The following is an 18,646-nucleotide window of genomic DNA, read 5'->3' as shown; positions in this document are numbered from 1 at the left end:
TTCCTCATTCCCAAATGTTTCCGGGATCTGTCATAAGCTTATAAACAATCTGATTGATATGCGCTCACGGTTTATTTTCACTTATCACTATATTGCTCAGGATGCTCTGAACGGCGCACACTTTGAATGAATTGGAAGAAAAAACCACCAAAGATGTTGATGTCACGTATTTCTGCTTTAATCTCTTTATCCATGCACCTGAATTAAAATCATATGTAAAACTTAACAACCTGAACACATGCTGCCGCTTGGGCTTGAGAATATGATTGCTCCGCTACTGGTCGTACCAAAATGCGTATCGTAGGAACCACTACTACTGGAAGAAGATCCACCTGAACGGCCCCGTTCATTACCTGCAGTGTCATAATCTTCCGGGAATGCTTCACCCCAACACGATTTCCTGCCTCCCTTCTTCATACATTTGGAGAGAATTACTGAGGTCTTACTCGGTTTATATGAACAGGACTGATTCAATCCTTGAGCCTTATATACTTCACCATTAAAGGCGTATCTGTTATACCAATAGCTGCTGTATACATCCTCAGCAACCTCCTCAACCATCACAACATCATTGTCACCATTTCTGCGATCCAGGAACATTGTATCGAGCGCTCCTTTCGGCCCGCTTGAATATTCGTGATCATGATTCTGAAACATCTGATATCGCCCTTTATCCACTTGTCTCCATTTTGCATGGGTAGATTTTCTGGTGCTGACGGTAAAAGTCCCCTGAGATGTCGCCTTTACACCTTCATGACAAAAGTTAAGACGTTTCGTTCCACTACTATTTTCCAGGTTATAACCAATAATTTCATTCCAGTTAGAGAGTTTTGTATTGTATTCTTTCAAGGCAAATGCCTGCCAGAACAACCCCGGAACTTTATGACTCACAAACTTGGGCAGCTTTTTGTTGCCATGAGCCTTAAACGGATCGCCCTGTGAATAACGCACCCAGGATGGTGGTGCATAAGTATCTTCAGTCTGCTCCTGAATCATACGAACACCTGCAACAACAGCTCTGTTATTGGATCCTCCGGCATACGATTTACGATCCTTAGCCTGCGCGATCAACGCATTATCGATCTCACCAAGACGCCGCATCACCTGCATCATCTGCAGGTCGTTTGCAAACCACTCACTTGATGGAGCAATAAACATTTTGGTATAACTCATACCCAGGTTGGATAGCGGCCGCATCACATACATACCCGCCACCTCCTGCCCGTTACTTTTGCCCTGTAAATTATAAACCACCCCCGCATCTGATGGTGCCTCCTGATAATTCACAGCTTTCACAAAGGTATTCGCCTGCTGAATCAGTACCTGATTGCGCTGCATATTGAGATCAAACGTCCGAACATTCTGTACAGGCATAAACTCCATCACCTGTACCGCATGACCCATGGGAGGAAACAGAGAAATACGGTTTGGCCCCTGCCCCTCAGCGCGCCATTCATTCGGAATGGTGAAATGCGCACCACCAAACTGAGAAAGTTCCACAATTGAACCTGCCGGATAACTGCCGCCTTGCCGCAAGGTTTCAGCCTGCGCCACACCGGAAATAAACAAACTCATACATCCAACTACAAACGTTATAAGTTTCATCATGAACCCCTTATTATTTTTAAACATCATTTAACAACCTGCACAGCCATCTGCGATTGAATAAAGGGTTGCGCTCCCTTTTACCTTTTTCACACAAAGATCAATCAACCGACATGCTTCCTTGCGGAGATGAGAAGATGATCTGACCACTACTGGTGGTGCCAAAGTGAGTATCATAGGAACCGCTGGAAGATGATGCTCTACTACTTCTCCGGGAAGCCTGAGCTCTACTACTTTCTTTAAAGAATGATTCTGATTCAGCGCCTCCATATGAATCATACCCGCAATATTCTGCGACCCCAACCGATGAAAATTTAATGCCGTTAAAACTGACATGAGTATCCCACCAGAAATCTTCGCCTTGGTCGGTCATTTTCACCTTAATCGCTTCCGTAGGACCTTTCGCACGGTCTAAAATCATCATATCATGGGAACGAAGGGTGCGGTCACTTGGTGGCCATGAGGCTGGAGGCATGGTGGAATAGATTTGATAATTCCCTGTCCCAACATACTCCCATTTACCGTTGATCTTCCGTTCCACGTTATAACTACCCCTATAGTTATTGTCTTGACGATCTTTGGCACAGAAAAACACCCGCGTATTTTCATGCTCAAAAATCATCACATTGAGATCGTCGCTAAAGCCACTATTTACCCCATACTCATTTTTCCGTAAATAAAGGCCTGAACTAGAGTGATCGATAAAGGCAGGCAGTTCTCCCATGCCATAGCCTTTGAATGGATTGCCCTTACCATATTTCACAGATCTTTTGCCTGTACCTTCCCATGAGCCAGCTTTAACTACCAATGGCTTGTTTACCTTATGCGCTTGTTTGATTTTAGGGCTTTTGGTATTTGCTGTCGTCGCGTTTGAGCTCCGACTTTGCGATGGTACCTGCCCGGTTATTGCACCCATATCCAGGCCTGATCCGGATCGCTGGGATGAGCTCTGGTTACTCTTGGCATAGGTTCTATTCTGGCCAGTGAAACTCAGGCTTGGGGTTACCAGGCCAATCTGATTGGAAAATGCCGTAAGGTTAGTGCCCAGCCCTCCGGAGCTTAACGTCAGAGCCTTGCCATTTGGTGTTTGAATCACAAAAGCTACTGCACCCACATCCATAAAGATTAGAGCCTTTCCGGTATAAGGAAATGCCTCGCCACTGAATTTACCGTTGAACTTCTTTGATTTATTCAGCATCGGGGTCATCACAATACCATCTGATGTGGTGATCGGCTGCTTGGCATAGGCAATCGCATCTGCGTAACTCTTGCCTTCATAGCCAACAGCTACCTGCTGCCCGGATGGCGAATACATCTCAAACAGTTTCTCAGCAGGATTATACTGTCCACTCCAGCCGGATGGCACGGTGAATGTAGCGCCAGAGCCGGGTAGCTCCAGCTGCGAATTGCCGGGATAACTTACACCGGTCTGAATCATCTGTGCCTGAGCAAAGCCTGAAACCAACAAGCTCATACATCCAATCACCGTGACAAATAATTTATGCATGGGAACCTCCTATCACAGTCTCTATTATCGAAGGAAAATGAAAGTGCGGTATCCCAAGAATTTGGGATGCCCGATCGACTAAAATCAGCACTTTCACAGCATGCGCCTATCTTCACTCATTAACCCGGATTATTCATGAATCGTTGTGATGATTGCACCGGACGTTTGTTTGCAACGGATTTTGAAGAAGGCGTGCGTAGCAGTGCATACAGACAACTGGTGAAGAATTTGTTGCAGGCAAAGGGACAAGCAAGGGCGCAATAGTATTTATGAATAGTCCGGGTTAAAGGGTAGCGCCCCACTGCCATCCCCTTTTCCACGCGTTTGTCTACTTCAAAGAAATCAATTAACATACCCGAATTCAGTTCGAATAAGGAGCCGTTGATGCGCGAATCAATTATCAGTCTTACTCAATTCAAATCCGAGGCCAGTCAGCAGATCAATGCCTTAAAAGAGTCGAGTGAGCCCCTTATTTTGACACAGAATGGTCATGCCAGTGCGGTAGTGGAAGACTATACTCAGTACCAGAAACGGCAGAAATCTCTCGCCATGCTACGCCTGATGGTTCAGGGCGAGACTGACATTCAGCATGAGCACCTGACATCGCAAAAAGATGTGTTCAAAAATATCCGAGAGCGCCTGAAAGCTGAAAATAACGATGGCTGAATATGAAGTACTGTGGACCGATACAGCAACCCATGACCTAAACGGAATCATTGAATATATCGCTGAAGATCGTGGAGCTGAAACCGCATTGAGCATTCTTGATCGCCTGGAGCTACGAGCAGATGCGCTGTTTAACATGCCTAACCGAGGCAGGATTGTTCCTGAGCTACAGGATATCGGGGTTTTTCAATATCGTCAGTTATCCGAAACACCCTGGAGAATCATTTACCGCATTCGAAAAGAGGTTGTATATGTTGTAGCTGTCATTGATGGAAGGCGTGATTTTATCGACCTGCTGCTTCAACGTCTGATACAAATCTGAATGCTCATTGAGAGCCAGAGCACAGCTTTCCGGTTTACGCACTAATCTAAATGGGCATGCGTTACTGGACAGCTTCAGATGTGCCACAGGTATCAAGCAGTGAATGCTCGATCTGCCATAAAATAACATCGTATTTGGCATACTCTTTTTCACTCGGAAGATGAGAACCTCTATGTTGATATTGTAACTCTAGCAGTCGCTGTTGATAGCCATATCGATATACGGATATATGCCCCTGTTTTCCGCTCACCAAAAATGCCTGCGACTCATTTCTGTCAGACTTCTCAGAGGGAACAGTCACTTTTAATACGCCGGGAGTCTCTTTCAAAGCTTTACGAATACAGTGATCTTTTAGTTCAGAGTCAACATTCAAGATGTGACTATAGGTGAACTGTTTTACTCCACAGCCGGAAAGAAGCAGCAGCATTAAAACAAAAAGACTAACTCTCACTGTTCATCACTCCGCCCGCCAATCGGCACTGTTTTGAGGTGCATAAACTTGCCTCCGGTATATTCATAATAATGCGCTGCATGCTCCCCCCCTTCACTCAAAGCACCTCTCATGACCAGCAGGCGGCTGTTGGAGTGAAATCGCAGAGGTTCCGATTCAAGCAAGCCAACATGGAAAGAGGCTGGTAAAAACACCACCTCACCTGTTTTAAGGTTGACCACAGCGCCATAGATACAGCTTGCACCACAACCCCATGTAGTGAGCACATATTCACCGGCAAAGTTTACTGACTGCTTTGCAGCATTTTTGAGACGTGTTCGGAATATGTTTGGCTCGCCGTTGAGTGTAACTGCAACTGCAGGAGCACTATAAATCTCTATTGCCGGATATTGGGAGAATTGAGGCAGAGCACCCACCTGCTGCGCAGGTGCAGAACAAGCTGTAGTGATAAGCAACAGCATTGAGAAAATCAGTAAAACTCTCGTCACCTTGCAATCACCTGGTCATTCATTCAGTGAGGTATCAATCACAATCCATCATGGACTGCCCACCCGGCAGAGAGACCAGCGTGCAGTCCCGGCCATCGAGTTGACCGGTTGTCATACCATCAACGCGCTCAACACCGCCAGCTGTAGAATAACCTGAGTAACCGCCATCAGATCCGCTCAGATTCAGAGACACCAATGCAACCACAACCACCACTGCAAATGCGGGCACTTTTTCAACAAAGCCCAAAATGGAAGAGTGGTTATGTATACCAATCAATAATATTGCAAACAGGAAAACGAAGCTCGATCCAAAGTAACTTATCACCACAGCAACAGCCAGAGAGCCACCTATGGCAATCGTCAAAGCCTCACTTTTGGCTTTCTCTTTTCCCTCGGCTGATAACTCTTCTACAGCCACTTCTTCTTTTGAATCACTCATGTCTCACTCCAGATCAATCTATAAGCTCATTATCAACGCTTTTGAAAGATCCGGTATCCCAAGAACTTGGGATGCCTGATCAGCCAGAACGAAAAAAGGCGACCACTGTGTTCACAGTAACCGCCCATATTCACTCATTAAAGGGTTGCGTCCCCTTTTCCTAAAAGGTTAGTACGCATTGGGTACATAAATCGCGGTCAATTTAGGCTGCTGTATGTTGTGGCCTGCTCCCACAGGAGCGTAGGCATTCAGGTAAATGATATTGGCCCCGGCAACAACTGGTATTACTGCATTAGCAGATATCATTTTTCCATACCCTGCCGTTGGTTGTTGAGAAGCAGCCTGTGATACCGACAGATCATAACCTGCTGCTACATCTCCAGAAGTGGTAGAAATTTTCATTCCAACAAGGTGCATGGTACCCATGGTATGATTTACCACTGAAAATGCTTTCCCTGTAACAATTGCAAATCCATTTGCTGGAGCAGTTATGGTTAGCGTAACAATTGCCTGCCCAGTAGTTGTCATTGCTATTATTGTAGTGGGGCTCCCACTATTATTAACAGCAGTAGCATACCCTGCTTTTGAATTTTGCAATGTCGTGATATTGGATACGTTGGCTGCTATATCAGTTGTGTTGGTCCCAGCTGATGCTGTGTTGGCTGTGATGCGTGTATTGTTATCATCCACCGCTGTTTTGCCGGCAGCAAAGTTGGCATTCACATCGGCAGCCACAGCCGGAGATCCGGCGGTAAAAGTATTTGGAATGGTCAGTACGCCAGCTGACGCTGTTGATGTCATTATTAATGATGCCGCCACGGCAATAAATATCTGTTTCATATTATTTCTCCCTGTTTCTATTGATTGATTTACCATTGCGTTATTCATTGCCAGTTCACCGCGCCCCAGTTGGCCTGATCCCAGGTCAGAGTGGTGGGTGCTGCAGCTGGTGCAGCTGCACCGTTGCCTCCGCCTCCGCATGAGGCCAGTAGAAACATGGCAATGAGCAATGCGAAAATGGTTGTTATGATTGAATTCATTTTTTACCTCCTGTTTTCACAAGACGCATGCTTGCGAATAAAAACAGGGGGCGGTATCCCAAGAACTTGGGATATCCCATTACCCAGGTTTGAGCTTTTCATAGCCATAATGTCAGGGGAAGCCAGGCATCATCACACTATTTATTGTATATCTATAACCTTAATAGACTTCATCTATACCACTGAAATGATTGGTTAATCATTAACCATTAAAAATGGAATTTCAAAACATCTGAACTACAATCTTTTTGTGTGAGCCTTGAACTATTTAATAACCGACCTGAAACGATTTGTCAGATTCTGATGGAGTCAGCAGTTTTTCGAGTTACACTGCTGCCATGGCTAAATCACTTTTTGTTTGTCAAAGCTGTGGTGCTGAACATCGCAAATGGATGGGACAATGCACCGATTGTGGTGACTGGAATGCTGTGACCGAACAGGTTATCGAAGCTGCAGCAATACGCTCGGTGGGAAAAGGCCAGGCATTAGAAGCCTCCTCTATCACCAGTATCAACCTTGAAAACAGCCCTCGCCGCTCTACCTATATCGAAGAATTGGATCGCGTACTTGGTGGTGGTTTAGTACCCGGTTCTGCCGTATTGATTGGAGGTGACCCCGGTATTGGAAAATCCACGCTGCTTTTGCAAGCGGCAGCCAAACTTGCTGCGGACAAAAAGAATGGCACCGTATTATATATTACCGGTGAAGAATCTATTCAGCAGGTACATCTGCGTGGTGAGCGTATTGATGCCCTGCACGATGATCTGCTACTGATCTCTGCCTGTGAACTGGAATCTATACTGGCAACGATTGCCAAGTTGAAACCATCCACTGTTATTATTGATTCGATCCAAACCACAGTGAGTAGCCGATTAAGCAGTGCACCGGGTACCGTTTCACAGGTTCGTGATTGCTCTGCAGCCCTTATTCAACATGCCAAAGCTCATGGCCATGTAGTGATTCTGGTTGGTCACGTCACCAAACAAGGGGCATTGGCAGGCCCACGCGTACTTGAACATATGGTGGATGCAGTGATCTACTTTGAAGGTGATCGCGGCCATGCACATCGCATTTTACGTGCGGTAAAAAATCGCTTTGGCCCGGCTGGTGAAATCGGTGTGTTTGAAATGTGTGATCGCGGTCTGATCGGCATCCGTGACGCTTCTCGCCTGTTTTTAGCAGAGCGAGCCAAGGATACACCAGGATCTGTAGTGTTAGCCTGTATGGAGGGTACACGCCCCTTAATGGTTGAAGTACAGGCCTTAATCGCCCCTACTGTCTATGCCACACCGAAGCGCTCTGCTGTTGGTGTAGATGCTAACCGGGTTGGCATGTTAACGGCCGTGCTGGAACGCCGTATCGGGTTGCCACTATCGCAACACGATGTGTATATTAATATTGCCGGTGGCGCACGTATTGCAGAACCGGCGGCTGATCTGGCTATCCTTTTGGCAATGGTATCAGCCTTTCAGGATAAACCCGTGCCTGAAGATATCGCCGTATTTGGAGAAGTAGGTTTAACCGGCGAAGTGCGGCCGGTAGGCCAGCCTGAAGCCAGGGCCAAAGAAGCGGTTAACCTGGGTTTCTCACGCATACTGTTACCAGCTGAAAATCATGAGAGGGTGCAGAAGGCAAATATCATTGCTAACATGCGCAGCGACAATGCTAAACCGCTTGTCTTGACGGCAGTCAGACACTTATCCGAAGCTGCGCAAAAGATACTATAAGACTGTTTGTTTTTAGTAATTTACCGGAATGAATTGAGAGGCAACTTGAACTTTATTGATTATATTTTTATTGCGATTATTGGCTTATCGATGGTGTTATCATTATGGCGCGGCTTTGTGCATGAGGTGATTTCATTACTTGGACTGGTCGCTGCATTTTTCATTGCCAGCCGCTTATCAGGACAATCGGGTGATTTCCTTGGACAATGGATTACCAATGGAACGGTGGCTGATATCGCTGGTTTTGCAATGGTATTTGTTGTGGTGATGATTGTTGCTGGTTTGGTAGGAGCGCTCATTAGCCGATTGGTTGATGTCGCTGCATTAACGGCAACAGATCGAACGCTGGGTGTGTTTTTTGGCGCAGCGCGAGGCATCGGCCTTATTGCACTATGCTTTCTCGTTTACACATCTTACACCAAACCTGATGCACCATGGTTGAAAGAGAGTAAACTCAGCCCCTACGCGATTGAGCTTGGTGAAATGCTTGGCGAACTTATTCCACAGGGTTATCCATTTTCCAGACAAGGCGGAGCCAAAGCGGCATCCCTGCAAAGTAGCAACAATCATCTCCAAAATATGATTCCGATGAAAGATAAAGAAGCAGTAAAATTAATCATCGAAGGTAGCAGATAGTGAAACAAAAAATCATCAAGGATATCCAATTGAAACCCACCCTCGCCAAGGAAACAAGCATGCGCGTTGAAGTCGATAAACATGACCATTTTCATGATGAATGTGGTGTTTTTGGTGTATTTAACCATTCTGAAGCTGCCAACTTGACCTATCTGGGCCTCTATGCCCAGCAACACCGCGGACAAGAGTCTGCAGGCATCGTCAGCACCGATGAAAAGTCTTTCAACACCCATCGCGGCATGGGTTTAGTCGCAGATATATTTAAAAAGACAGATATTAAAGAGCTCGTTGGCCCACATAGTATTGGTCATGTCCGTTATTCCACATCCGGTGAATCAGGCTTGCGCAACTGCCAACCATTTGCCTATGAATATCAGCATGGTGGCATTGCGATGTGTCATAACGGTAATATCGTCAATGCGCCTGAACTTCGCAAACAGTTGGAAAAACAGGGCTCAATTTTTCAATCCAGTTCAGATACCGAAGTCTTGATTCATCTGGTTGCGCGCAGCAAAGCATTAACCATGAAAGACCGTATGGCAGAAGCTGTTAGCCAGTTAACCGGTGCATTTTCACTGTTGGTTTTAGGCGAACATCGTCTGGTTGGCATGCGTGATCTGCATGGTATTCGTCCTCTGGTACTGGGCAAACTCGATGACGCATGGATACTAGCTTCAGAAACCTGTGCCTTTGATTTAGTCGGTGCAACCTATGTACGCGATGTCGAACCCGGTGAAATGATAGTGATTGATCATGATGGCTTGCAGAGTCTGCACCCTTTCAAAAACTGCTCGCCAAAATTTTGTGTATTTGAATACGTCTATTTTGCCCGCCCGGACTCCACCCTTGAGGGTGTGAACGTCTATAAAGCGCGTTATGAAATTGGCGTGGAACTGGCCAAAGAAGCACCTGTTAACGCAGACCTTGTGATTCCTGTTCCCGACTCAGGTGTACCACCAGCCATGGGGTTTGCCGAAACGGCCAATATCCCCTTCCAAATGGGACTGATTCGCAATCATTATGTGGGTCGTACATTTATTGAACCACGTCAGTCTATCCGTAATTTTGGTGTTAAACTGAAATTAAACCCTAACCGTCAGCTTATCGAAGGAAAAAGTGTTGTACTGGTGGATGACTCCATTGTACGTGGTACCACCAGCCGCAAAATTGTTGAAATGGTTCGCGCGGCTGGAGCCAAAGAGATTCATATGCGCATCTCCAGCCCACCAACCAGACACTCCTGTTTTTATGGTGTGGATACGCCCAATGAAGATGAATTGATGGCCAACAAAATGAATCTGGAAGAGATGCGTCAGGCAATTGGTGCAGATTCACTGGCCTTTGTCAGTTATGAGGGCATGTACAAGGCAGTGGGTAAACCACGTTCATCACATTGTGATGCCTGTTTTTCGGGTGATTATCCGGTACCGGTTAAAAAAGAGAGATCCCCTCAACTCTCCTTGTTACGCATTCACAATAAAAAAGAATAAGCACATTGTCCCCTGCTATCCATTTAGGACATACTATCTTTATGCTATATAGAGATCACAGTACTGATGGGTTATCACGATGCTAGGTATGCGTAAGCTCTTCTCATTTCGCAATCGCTGGATGGCCTTCCTGCATGATCTATTGTGGGTGCCTGCAGCAGTTTTATTGGCTTTCTGGCTACGTTTTAATTTAACGTATATTCCGGTGTCTCACGTTGATGCCTTCCAGCACCTGATCGTTGTATCTCTACCCGTTCAAGCCATTACTTTTTGGTATTTCGGACTATATCGCGGCATTTGGCGCTTTGCCTCGCTGCCGGATCTATTGCGCATACTCAAGGCGGTGCTGCTAGGGACGATTATCTCGTTTGTGATTGTATTTATATGGCAGCGTCTTGAAAACATGCCGCGTACTGTATTGGTGTTATATCCGCTTATTTTAATTCTGGGACTGGCTGCCCCCCGCATGTTGTATCGCTGGTTGAAAGATCACCATCTCAACCTTAATCGCCTTGATAGCAAACGTGCGCTGTTGATTGGAGCTGGTCAGGCCGGAGAGCTGTTGGTTCGTGACCTGCAAAAATCAGGCCCTTATGAAGCCATTGGTTTTCTTGATGATTCCAACAGACGACAAGGGCAGGAAATCCATGGAATACGTGTTATTGGCCACCTGAATGATATCGAACACGTGCTTAAAAAATATGATGTTGAAGTGGTTTTGTTGTGTATGCCTTCTTCAGCCCATCGCGTTATTCAAAACGTGGTCGATACCTGTCAAAAACATGCCATTACTTGCCGCACCCTACCCTCTGTTGCCGACCTTGCTGATGGAAAAGTAGAGATATCTCGCCTCAGACAGGTACAAATTGAAGACCTGCTGGGCAGGGATATTATCGATAATCTTGATAATTCTAACATTCATCATCTGCTGACAGATCGATGCATACTGGTAACCGGAGCCGGTGGTTCTATCGGCTCGGAGTTGTGTCGCCAAGTGTTGCAACACAAGCCGGCAAAGCTTTTACTGCTTGATCATGGTGAGTTCAACCTCTATTCCATTGAAGGAGAATTGCTCAAACGCTCCAACAACAGTTGCATTCTTGAAGCGCTGCTCGGTGATATTCGTGATATCGAGCGCATGTCATGCTTATTTGAACGCTTTAAGCCAGACGTCGTATTCAATGCCGCCGCCTATAAACATGTACCACTGGTCGAGCAAAATCCGGCTGAAGGTGTGAAAACCAACGTATTGGGCACATGCCAATTGGCAGATTTGGCAGTCGAGCATGGTGTGAAGAAATTCATTCAAATTTCAACCGATAAAGCAGTGAACCCCACTAATGTCATGGGAGCAAGCAAACGTTCAGCAGAAATTTACTGCCAGAATTTAAATCGCCGCAGTGAAAATACCGCTTTCATCACCACCCGCTTTGGTAATGTGCTGGGCTCGGCAGGTTCCGTTGTACCTCTTTTTCGGAAACAGATTGAGGCTGGTGGACCTGTCACAGTGACCCATCCTGATATCACCCGTTATTTTATGACCATTCCTGAAGCAAGCAGTCTGATTTTACAGGCTGGCAGCATGGGTGAAGGCGGAGAAATTTTTGTGCTTGATATGGGGGAACCCGTCAAAATTGTTGATCTGGCCGAACAGATGATCCGTTTAACAGGCTTGGAACCCGGTCAGGATATTGAAATCAACTTTACAGGCTTACGTCCGGGTGAAAAACTATTTGAAGAACTCTTTCACGATGCGGAAACATTGGTTGCCACATCACACCCAAAAATCATGTTATCTGACAGTCGTGAAATGAACTGGTCTGATATCCAGCAACTACTTGAAGATTTGCGTATCGCTTCTGGTAAACGCGACATTCAATTATTGCATCAAAAACTTCAACAACTGGTCCCTGAATTCACCCCGATGAAATTAGATAGTTGATTGATCAGCTATGTCCGCTCCCGCCTCTACTATTTCAGCAACACAACATACAAACCATCACGTAACATACGTTGAAATCGCTGTCTTTGCGCCATTGGCTGGTACATTCACATATCTATGGCCCGATTTTTTGGGTAAACCCATCACTGGCATCCGTGTCCAGGTGCCTTTTGGCAAAGGTAAACGCATTGGTGTAATCATCAATTATGTCACTGCAGAGCCTGATCATGAAAACAAGTATAAAAGCGTATTGGATCGACTGGATGAGTCACCTCTGCTTGATCAGGCCAGAACCAAGTGGTTAAACCGTGTTGGACGCTACTATTTAGCCCAACCCGGCGAATTATGGGGTAGTGCCCTGGGTTGGGCCGCTCAACATGATACCCGCCGCTTCCGTTGCCCTGAACCAACAACATTAAATCAACAATCAACATTATTAACAAAGCTTTTTCAAACGCGTGCAGCCATTTCATTAAAGACAGTGTTACAGCGATGCGACGATAGCCCTGGTATGCGCCACCTGATTAATCAAAGCTGTGCAAGTGGCCTGATTGAAGAAGTTGTACATGATCCATTGTGGGTAAAAAAAGACCAAGCGTGTGGAGATACGCCTCCACCCAAAGCGACAGAAGCACAACATACAGCGATCACTTCAATCACAGCTTCCTTAGATAAGTTCCAAGCATTTCTACTATTTGGCTGTACGGGTTCAGGTAAAACGGAGGTCTATCTTAAGGCTGCACAAACGGTTATCGCATCCGGTGGTCAAGTGCTGGTATTGGTACCGGAAATTGGCCTGACACCCTTATGGTTAATGCGCTTAAGAGAGCGTTTCAAGCAGGTGGCTTTATGGCATTCGGCCATGACGACTAAAGAGCGTTTGCAGGTACGCCAACATTTGCAAGATACCGACATCTTGATTGGCACACGTTCCGCCCTGTTTCTACCCCTGCCCAAGCTAGCATTGATCGTAGTTGATGAGGAACATGATGCCAGTTTTAAACAGCAGGAAGGCATGAGCTATTCGGCCCGTGATATGGGAGTATTATTGGCTCAGGAGCTCAATATACCCATTGTACTGGGTTCGGCCACGCCAAGTCTGGAAAGCTGGAAACAGGTGATAAGTGGTGTGTATCAACGTCTCAACTTGCCACAGCGAATTGCATCAAACAACGCTCCCATTGCCTCAAGAATTATTGATATGCGACAAGAGGAAGGCCCTGTATCAACAGCCTTATTCACCGCCCTGCAAGAAAACCTGGCAAACAAAGAGCAATCCATTCTATTTTTAAATCGTCGTGGTTATTCACCCGCACTTCAATGTACTGCCTGTGGTGATGTGCCGGAGTGTCATGCCTGTTCGATGCGTTTAACGCTACACCGCAGAGCTGGCCAGTTACGCTGTCACAGCTGTGGTTTCCGTCGCCGAGTGCCGCAAACATGTGAATGTTGTGGTGAGGTGGCCTTTATGCCTCTGGGCGAAGGTACTGAAAAATTAGAAGAGTGGTTGACTGAAAAACTACCTGAACTGCGTTTTGCACGTTTTGACCGCGATGTCATCACCAGTCATGCCCGACTAGAGAAAACACTAACGGATTTTGAACAGGGCCAACTGAATTGCCTCATCGGCACGCAGATGTTGGTCAAAGGTCATGATTTCCCCAATGTTACGCTGGTTGGTGTCATCAATGCCGATCTGGGTGTCAGCATGCCTGATTTCCGGGCTGGTGAACGCTGGTGGCAGCAGATGACACAGGTAACCGGGCGTGCAGGCCGTGGTGAAAAAGCCGGTCAGGTCATCATTCAAACGCGTATGCCTGAAGCTGAATGGTTTCAGCGTATCTCTGAATCACAGGCTGAATCGACCATGAATAATGAGCTGCAATTAAGAGAAATGTTGAGCTTCCCTCCCTTTGCACGTTGGGTACGCATCGTTTTCTCTGCAAGAAAGTTAGAAAGAGCCAACCAGATTGCCAAACAATGTGTCTCATTATGCAAAACCTTAGAGAATGTCAGTATCAGTGGCCCAATGCCATGCCCCATGGAACGTATTGCAGGTCAATTTCGTATTGAAGTGCTGCTGCGTGATCCATCGCGCAAACTGCTACCGTGGAAACTGGAAGCGACTTTATCTGCCATGCCCACATCACGCGATGTGCGTATCCGTATCGATGTTGACCCTCAGGATATGATGTAAGCTATTTTAGCAGTGTGTGGTAAACCCATGCCGGCTTACGCTTATTCAGGCGAATCTGGTACCAATCCCCTTCTTGTTTTAATACGATCACATTTGTTCCTTGTTTCAGCTTGGCAACAACGGTGGCATCCGAACTCGGAGTACTACGCACATTGGCAACATCCACAGATATTTGATAGATATAAAACTTTTTACCGGTTAGTGCCACATACGGACGCGTTACTGCTTGCGAAGCAGTTGCTGTTGATGGCGTTGATAAAGTGGCCGTTGTATCAACATTCAACACATCGCTGTTTTGCTGTTTTGCTTTGACTTGTTGAGGTTCATATTGAACGGTCTTGGGCAACGTTTCCTGTTGAAGCAACTTGGCAGCTTCATCGTGCTTAGCCTCTAATTTAGCTGACTTTTCCTCAGCTTGCTTTTTGGCTAAAAGCTGGGCTTTCACTACGCTATCTTGTTTTAATGATTCTTCTTTTACCTTTATCGGCTGGGAGGATGTGGCTGTTTCAGGCTTCTGCTGGACACGTTTTGCAGCGTCGGTTTCGATCTCCTGATGAGATGCATTTAACGGCTCATCGTATGCTTTATCTTCACTGCTGAGTTTCAATGCCTCTTCTAGAGCCTGAAGGCGATCAACAACCCGCTCTAGTTTGCCATCTTCTTGATAGTGTTGGGCAAGATCGAATTGACTACTGTTTATTTCCGGCCATGCAAACCATAACACCGATGAAATCACCACAGTGGTAACTACAAATACTTTCGTAAATAGCAAACCTATAGAAGACTTTGTCGACGAATGATGATGATGATGAACCTGACCATCAGGAGAATCATCAATAGCTTCTAAATGATCAAGAAAATCCTCGAATTCCTCCTGACCATCATCATCAAGTTTCTCGATTAGTTGGTCACGCTGTTTTTTGCCTGCCATGCAAACTTCCCCTCATCATTCGCCACGCTTATGACGGCGAATCATGCACGTTTATGACTCTCTGACCAGCCAGTATTTCCTGCAAAGCATCTCTAAAATCTGGATATTTAAGCTGGGATAACAATTCCTTATGCAGCAATCGATTGGATACCTTTTTATTATCCTGAAAGAAAGATAACACCGAAGGCGATAACTGTTGTTCCCCTTCCTCCTCGGTCAAGATAACCGGCTCCGGAGCGCCAATCAGCTTTGCCACTTCACATACATATTCCGCATGCGGCAAAGGCAAATCATCCGCCAGATTCAGTACACGCCCTGATCGTGGATTTTGCATGGCAGCCATTAATGCGGCCACAATATCATCAATATGTATGCGACTGGAATAATGCGCTGGATGCCACTCTACGGCTTTATAATTCCCTGCTTTTAAACGCGCAAACATATTGCGTTCAGGCCCATAGATACCTGCCAAGCGAAATACTTCTGCAGGTAACAATGATTGCAGCCATGCTTGTTCGGCCAACAAACGTTGGCTACCACGTGCACTTGTTGGCTTGCAGACCCAGGATTCATCTACCCAGGCACCCTCCGCATCGCCGTAAACACCGGTCGTGGATAGGTATGCGGCCCAACGCAGCGTTGAACACTTATCAACGATCAAGGGTAACCATTGCAATTGTGACGCATGCATGCCCTGCTCATCACGACTAAGTGGAATAGAATCCAGCACCGCATCAACAGATGCCAGCAACGCATCGGGTAAATCTGCCGGAGAAGATACGACATAAGACGCGATACCGCGTTTATCTAATGCGATTGCACGCTCTTGATTACGTGTCGTAGCAAACACCTGCATGCCATCGGCCAAACAAGCCATCGCCAGCTTTTCACCGACATAACCGCAACCTAAGATTAATATGCGTTGTATAGGTTTATGCGTCACAATATCTGATGACGAAGATGAGTGAAGGTATATAGGCCTGTATTATGCCCATCATCAAACTCAATCCGAACTGCGTAGTTACCAATCAATTCAATATGCGTTACACGCACATCTTCTTTACCTGTAATGATTTTGGCCTGCTCAGGTGTATGACCCCTGCAATCAGCGCATGGGCATTGCACCCGCAACAGTTCATGCGCATAGCAACTTGTGGAGTCATCATCCCAATCGATTTCTAAACGGGCATCTGCATTAAAATTACGAATAGCGGTAGGTGTCATTGTGTACACTATCTCCATCATGATTATTACGAGTTTCAGCATATCACTTTACGCGACAAAAAATCTTACAGTGAATCCAGCACCTGTTCCAGATTGGTATGATGTAACACCTTTCCATCTACCCGTGCAATGGGTGCGTGCGGGCACAGGCTCTGGCAAGGCAGTGGATCAAAAGAAATAGACCTGTCCATCAACGCTTCTCCCATCGCCCTGCCACCATAGTCCCCGCAGCGAGGACCATGGCATATACCCAGACGTTGTTTTTGTTTGTCCATTAGCCCTGGCTTGATGGTGAACCTGAACGTTTAGCGGGTCTGCGGTTACGACTCGGACGACGGGGTGAGCTTGGGTCACGACGACGATGATCCGGTTTTCTATTCTGACCGGCTGGTTTTGTCGCTTTTTCATCTTCAGGTGATGGTTCAAAACCCTCAATCATCAACTTAGGAATACTTGTCTTGATCAGACGTTCAATATCAGCCAATAGTTTTTTCTCTTCGCCACAAACCAGTGACAGAGCTTCACCTGTATTACCAGCACGGCCAGTACGGCCAATACGATGCACGTAATCTTCCGGCACATTAGGCAACTCATAGTTCACTACATGTGGCAGATGATCGATATCCAAACCACGCGCAGCAATGTCCGTTGCTACCAACACACGAATAGAACCTTGTTTAAATGCAGCTAAGGCTTTAGTTCGTGCTGTCTGGCTTTTGTTACCATGGATAGCAGAAGCCTGAATGCCATCGCTCTCCAGCTGAGTGGTAAGTCTATTGGCACCATGTTTGGTTTTGGTAAAGACAAGCACCTGCTTCCACTCACCTTCTGAAATCAATTTTGATAATAGTGCCCGCTTTTTCAATTTTCCTACCGGATGAATGACCTGCGTAACCTGATGGGTAGTTTCATTGCGTGCGACTTCAACAAATACCGGAGAATTCAGAAAGCCACTAGCCAGCTGTTTGATTTCTTTTGAAAATGTAGCTGAAAACAGCAAGTTCTGACGCTTTTGCGGCAGTAGTTTCAAGACACGGCGAATATCATGAATAAAGCCCATATCCAACATACGATCCGCTTCATCTAAGACAAAGAATTCAACTTTTGACAGATCCACTTTGCGCTGATTGGCCAAATCTAATAAACGACCGGGGGTGGCCACTAATATATCAACACCGCGATTGAGCTTCTGAATCTGTGGATTAATGCCCACGCCACCAAATACCACGGTTGAGCGCAGTGGTAGATATTTACCATAAGTAGCAACGCTTTCAGCTACCTGAGCAGCCAATTCACGTGTTGGCGTCAAGACCAATGCCCGCACATGGCGGTTATGACTTTTACGTTCCGGGTGATTGTTCTGCATCAAATGCAGCATAGGCAAGGTAAAACCTGCTGTTTTTCCTGTGCCTGTCTGAGCACCAGCCAATACATCGTGGCCTTCAAGAATCACCGGAATGGATTTTTCCTGTACCGGTGTTGTGGTTGTATAACCTTGATCCTTCACGGCGCGAAGTAATTCGGCCGATAAACCTAGTTGTTCAAATTTCATTTAGTTTTTTTGTCCATCGCATCCGACCATGTTAATACATGTGTAATAAATCACTGATTGTGCTGGATGCTGAATTATTTTCCCGAATCGCCGGTCATCAGTGATTGGCCGGTAAGAAGATAAAAGGATGATCCCCCTATCTGGAGGCGGCGCACACTGGCGATTATTAGAAAAAACGCAAGTTGTGCCCTGCCAATTGTAGGACAATCGCATTAAACGTAATGTATGCTTTACGCGTTTTTCATCATTCAGGGTCATAGGAAGTACACCCAACTGCAATACAGCGACCGGCTGGGTTCGGCCCAGAGTGTGTGAAAACGCAGCTCTGGGGTTAATGTTCATCTCAACCAAGCAAAAAGCCCAAGATAGAGTCGTTTTTGTGTGTTCACTGAGTTTATATCGATCTGAAGAAGAATATGGGGATTTCCA

At 46.1% G+C, this 18,646-nt stretch carries 21 protein-coding genes; 8 read left to right on the top strand and 13 right to left on the bottom strand.

From position 1 onward, the window contains the following. Positions 1-222: 222 nt before the first annotated feature. Together D8Y20_RS10965 and D8Y20_RS10960 are read right to left on the bottom strand one after the other, a co-directional pair. The gene (locus D8Y20_RS10965) at positions 223-1,605 is read right to left on the bottom strand and encodes a hypothetical protein (RefSeq protein ID WP_147434067.1); all 1,383 of its coding nucleotides are present in this window, start codon (positions 1,603-1,605) and stop codon (positions 223-225) included. Between the two features lie 100 nt (positions 1,606-1,705). Continuing rightward, complete coding sequence (locus tag D8Y20_RS10960; protein WP_121543676.1) at positions 1,706-3,112, bottom strand: hypothetical protein; 1,407 nt, start codon at positions 3,110-3,112, stop codon at positions 1,706-1,708. A 135-nt stretch (positions 3,113-3,247) separates the two neighbouring features. On the opposite strand from D8Y20_RS10960, the gene D8Y20_RS13940 reads away from it, so the two are divergent. The 3 genes from D8Y20_RS13940 (at position 3,248) to D8Y20_RS10950 (ending at position 4,100) form a co-directional block, all read left to right on the top strand. After that, positions 3,248-3,376: a hypothetical protein gene (locus D8Y20_RS13940; protein ID WP_255418420.1), complete on the top strand. Its 129-nt coding sequence runs from the start codon at positions 3,248-3,250 to the stop codon at positions 3,374-3,376. A 120-nt stretch (positions 3,377-3,496) separates the two neighbouring features. Beyond that, positions 3,497-3,778 carry a type II toxin-antitoxin system Phd/YefM family antitoxin gene (locus D8Y20_RS10955; protein ID WP_121543674.1) on the top strand — a complete coding sequence of 94 codons (282 nt, stop codon included), beginning with the start codon at positions 3,497-3,499 and terminating at the stop codon, positions 3,776-3,778. Further along, entirely contained in the window at positions 3,771-4,100 is a 330-nt protein-coding gene (locus D8Y20_RS10950; RefSeq protein WP_121543672.1) for a type II toxin-antitoxin system RelE/ParE family toxin, read from the top strand. The genes D8Y20_RS10955 and D8Y20_RS10950 overlap by 8 nt, the downstream gene beginning before the upstream one ends. A gap of 61 nt (positions 4,101-4,161) precedes the next feature. On the opposite strand, the gene D8Y20_RS10945 is transcribed toward D8Y20_RS10950, so the two are convergent. The 5 genes from D8Y20_RS10945 to D8Y20_RS13635 form a co-directional block, all read right to left on the bottom strand. Next, positions 4,162-4,473, bottom strand: a complete 312-nt coding sequence (locus tag D8Y20_RS10945) for a hypothetical protein (protein ID WP_147434066.1) — start codon at positions 4,471-4,473, stop codon at positions 4,162-4,164. Positions 4,474-4,547: 74 nt separating this feature from the next. Continuing rightward, entirely contained in the window at positions 4,548-5,039 is a 492-nt protein-coding gene (locus D8Y20_RS10940) for a hypothetical protein (RefSeq protein ID WP_147434065.1), read from the bottom strand. Positions 5,040-5,073: 34 nt separating this feature from the next. Then, complete coding sequence (locus tag D8Y20_RS10935; RefSeq protein ID WP_121543666.1) at positions 5,074-5,478, bottom strand: hypothetical protein; 405 nt, start codon at positions 5,476-5,478, stop codon at positions 5,074-5,076. A gap of 168 nt (positions 5,479-5,646) precedes the next feature. After that, positions 5,647-6,366 carry a hypothetical protein gene (locus D8Y20_RS10930; RefSeq protein WP_147434064.1) on the bottom strand — a complete coding sequence of 240 codons (720 nt, stop codon included), beginning with the start codon at positions 6,364-6,366 and terminating at the stop codon, positions 5,647-5,649. Further along, the gene (locus D8Y20_RS13635; RefSeq protein ID WP_153232664.1) at positions 6,363-6,518 is read right to left on the bottom strand and encodes a hypothetical protein; all 156 of its coding nucleotides are present in this window, start codon (positions 6,516-6,518) and stop codon (positions 6,363-6,365) included. The genes D8Y20_RS10930 and D8Y20_RS13635 overlap by 4 nt, the downstream gene beginning before the upstream one ends. Before the next feature lie 338 nt (positions 6,519-6,856). On the opposite strand from D8Y20_RS13635, the gene radA reads away from it, so the two are divergent. The 5 genes from radA (at position 6,857) to priA (ending at position 14,510) form a co-directional block, all read left to right on the top strand. Continuing rightward, positions 6,857-8,245: a DNA repair protein RadA gene (radA, locus tag D8Y20_RS10925; protein ID WP_121543662.1), complete on the top strand. Its 1,389-nt coding sequence runs from the start codon at positions 6,857-6,859 to the stop codon at positions 8,243-8,245. Between the two features lie 45 nt (positions 8,246-8,290). Then, positions 8,291-8,881, top strand: a complete 591-nt coding sequence (locus D8Y20_RS10920; RefSeq protein WP_121543660.1) for a CvpA family protein — start codon at positions 8,291-8,293, stop codon at positions 8,879-8,881. A gap of 59 nt (positions 8,882-8,940) precedes the next feature. Further along, positions 8,941-10,371, top strand: coding sequence for an amidophosphoribosyltransferase (purF, locus tag D8Y20_RS10915; RefSeq protein WP_121543704.1), 1,431 nt, complete (start codon positions 8,941-8,943; stop codon positions 10,369-10,371). Between the two features lie 88 nt (positions 10,372-10,459). Continuing rightward, a complete protein-coding gene (locus tag D8Y20_RS10910; RefSeq protein WP_121543702.1) occupies positions 10,460-12,313 on the top strand; it encodes a nucleoside-diphosphate sugar epimerase/dehydratase in 1,854 nt (617 codons plus the stop codon). 10 nt (positions 12,314-12,323) lie between these two features. Then, entirely contained in the window at positions 12,324-14,510 is a 2,187-nt protein-coding gene (gene priA / locus D8Y20_RS10905; protein WP_121543658.1) for a primosomal protein N', read from the top strand. 1 nt (position 14,511) lies between these two features. Here the strand turns inward: priA and D8Y20_RS10900 are convergent, their stop codons facing one another. From D8Y20_RS10900 to D8Y20_RS13850, 6 genes are all read right to left on the bottom strand, one after another. Beyond that, on the bottom strand, positions 14,512-15,441 hold the full coding sequence (locus D8Y20_RS10900) for an SH3 domain-containing protein (protein ID WP_121543656.1): 930 nt from the start codon (positions 15,439-15,441) through the stop codon (positions 14,512-14,514). 28 nt (positions 15,442-15,469) lie between these two features. Further along, positions 15,470-16,384 (bottom strand): SDR family oxidoreductase, encoded by a 915-nt coding sequence (locus D8Y20_RS10895; protein ID WP_236075404.1) that lies wholly within the window; start codon positions 16,382-16,384, stop codon positions 15,470-15,472. Continuing rightward, complete coding sequence (locus D8Y20_RS10890) at positions 16,381-16,665, bottom strand: gamma-butyrobetaine hydroxylase-like domain-containing protein (protein WP_121543654.1); 285 nt, start codon at positions 16,663-16,665, stop codon at positions 16,381-16,383. Before D8Y20_RS10890 ends, D8Y20_RS10895 begins: the two co-directional genes overlap by 4 nt. 65 nt (positions 16,666-16,730) lie before the next feature. Further along, positions 16,731-16,940, bottom strand: a complete 210-nt coding sequence (locus tag D8Y20_RS13540) for a hypothetical protein (RefSeq protein ID WP_147434063.1) — start codon at positions 16,938-16,940, stop codon at positions 16,731-16,733. Next, entirely contained in the window at positions 16,940-18,217 is a 1,278-nt protein-coding gene (locus D8Y20_RS10885) for a DEAD/DEAH box helicase (RefSeq protein WP_121543652.1), read from the bottom strand. The genes D8Y20_RS13540 and D8Y20_RS10885 overlap by 1 nt, the downstream gene beginning before the upstream one ends. Then, on the bottom strand, positions 18,218-18,646 hold a 429-nt coding region (locus D8Y20_RS13850), incomplete at its 5' end, for a hypothetical protein (RefSeq protein ID WP_236075403.1).

It is taken from the genome of Mariprofundus sp. EBB-1, assembly GCF_003665155.1.
Lineage (GTDB): Bacteria > Pseudomonadota > Zetaproteobacteria > Mariprofundales > Mariprofundaceae > Mariprofundus.
Note: the sequence above shows the minus strand (reverse complement) of the source record. Positions and strands in the feature narration are given on the sequence as shown.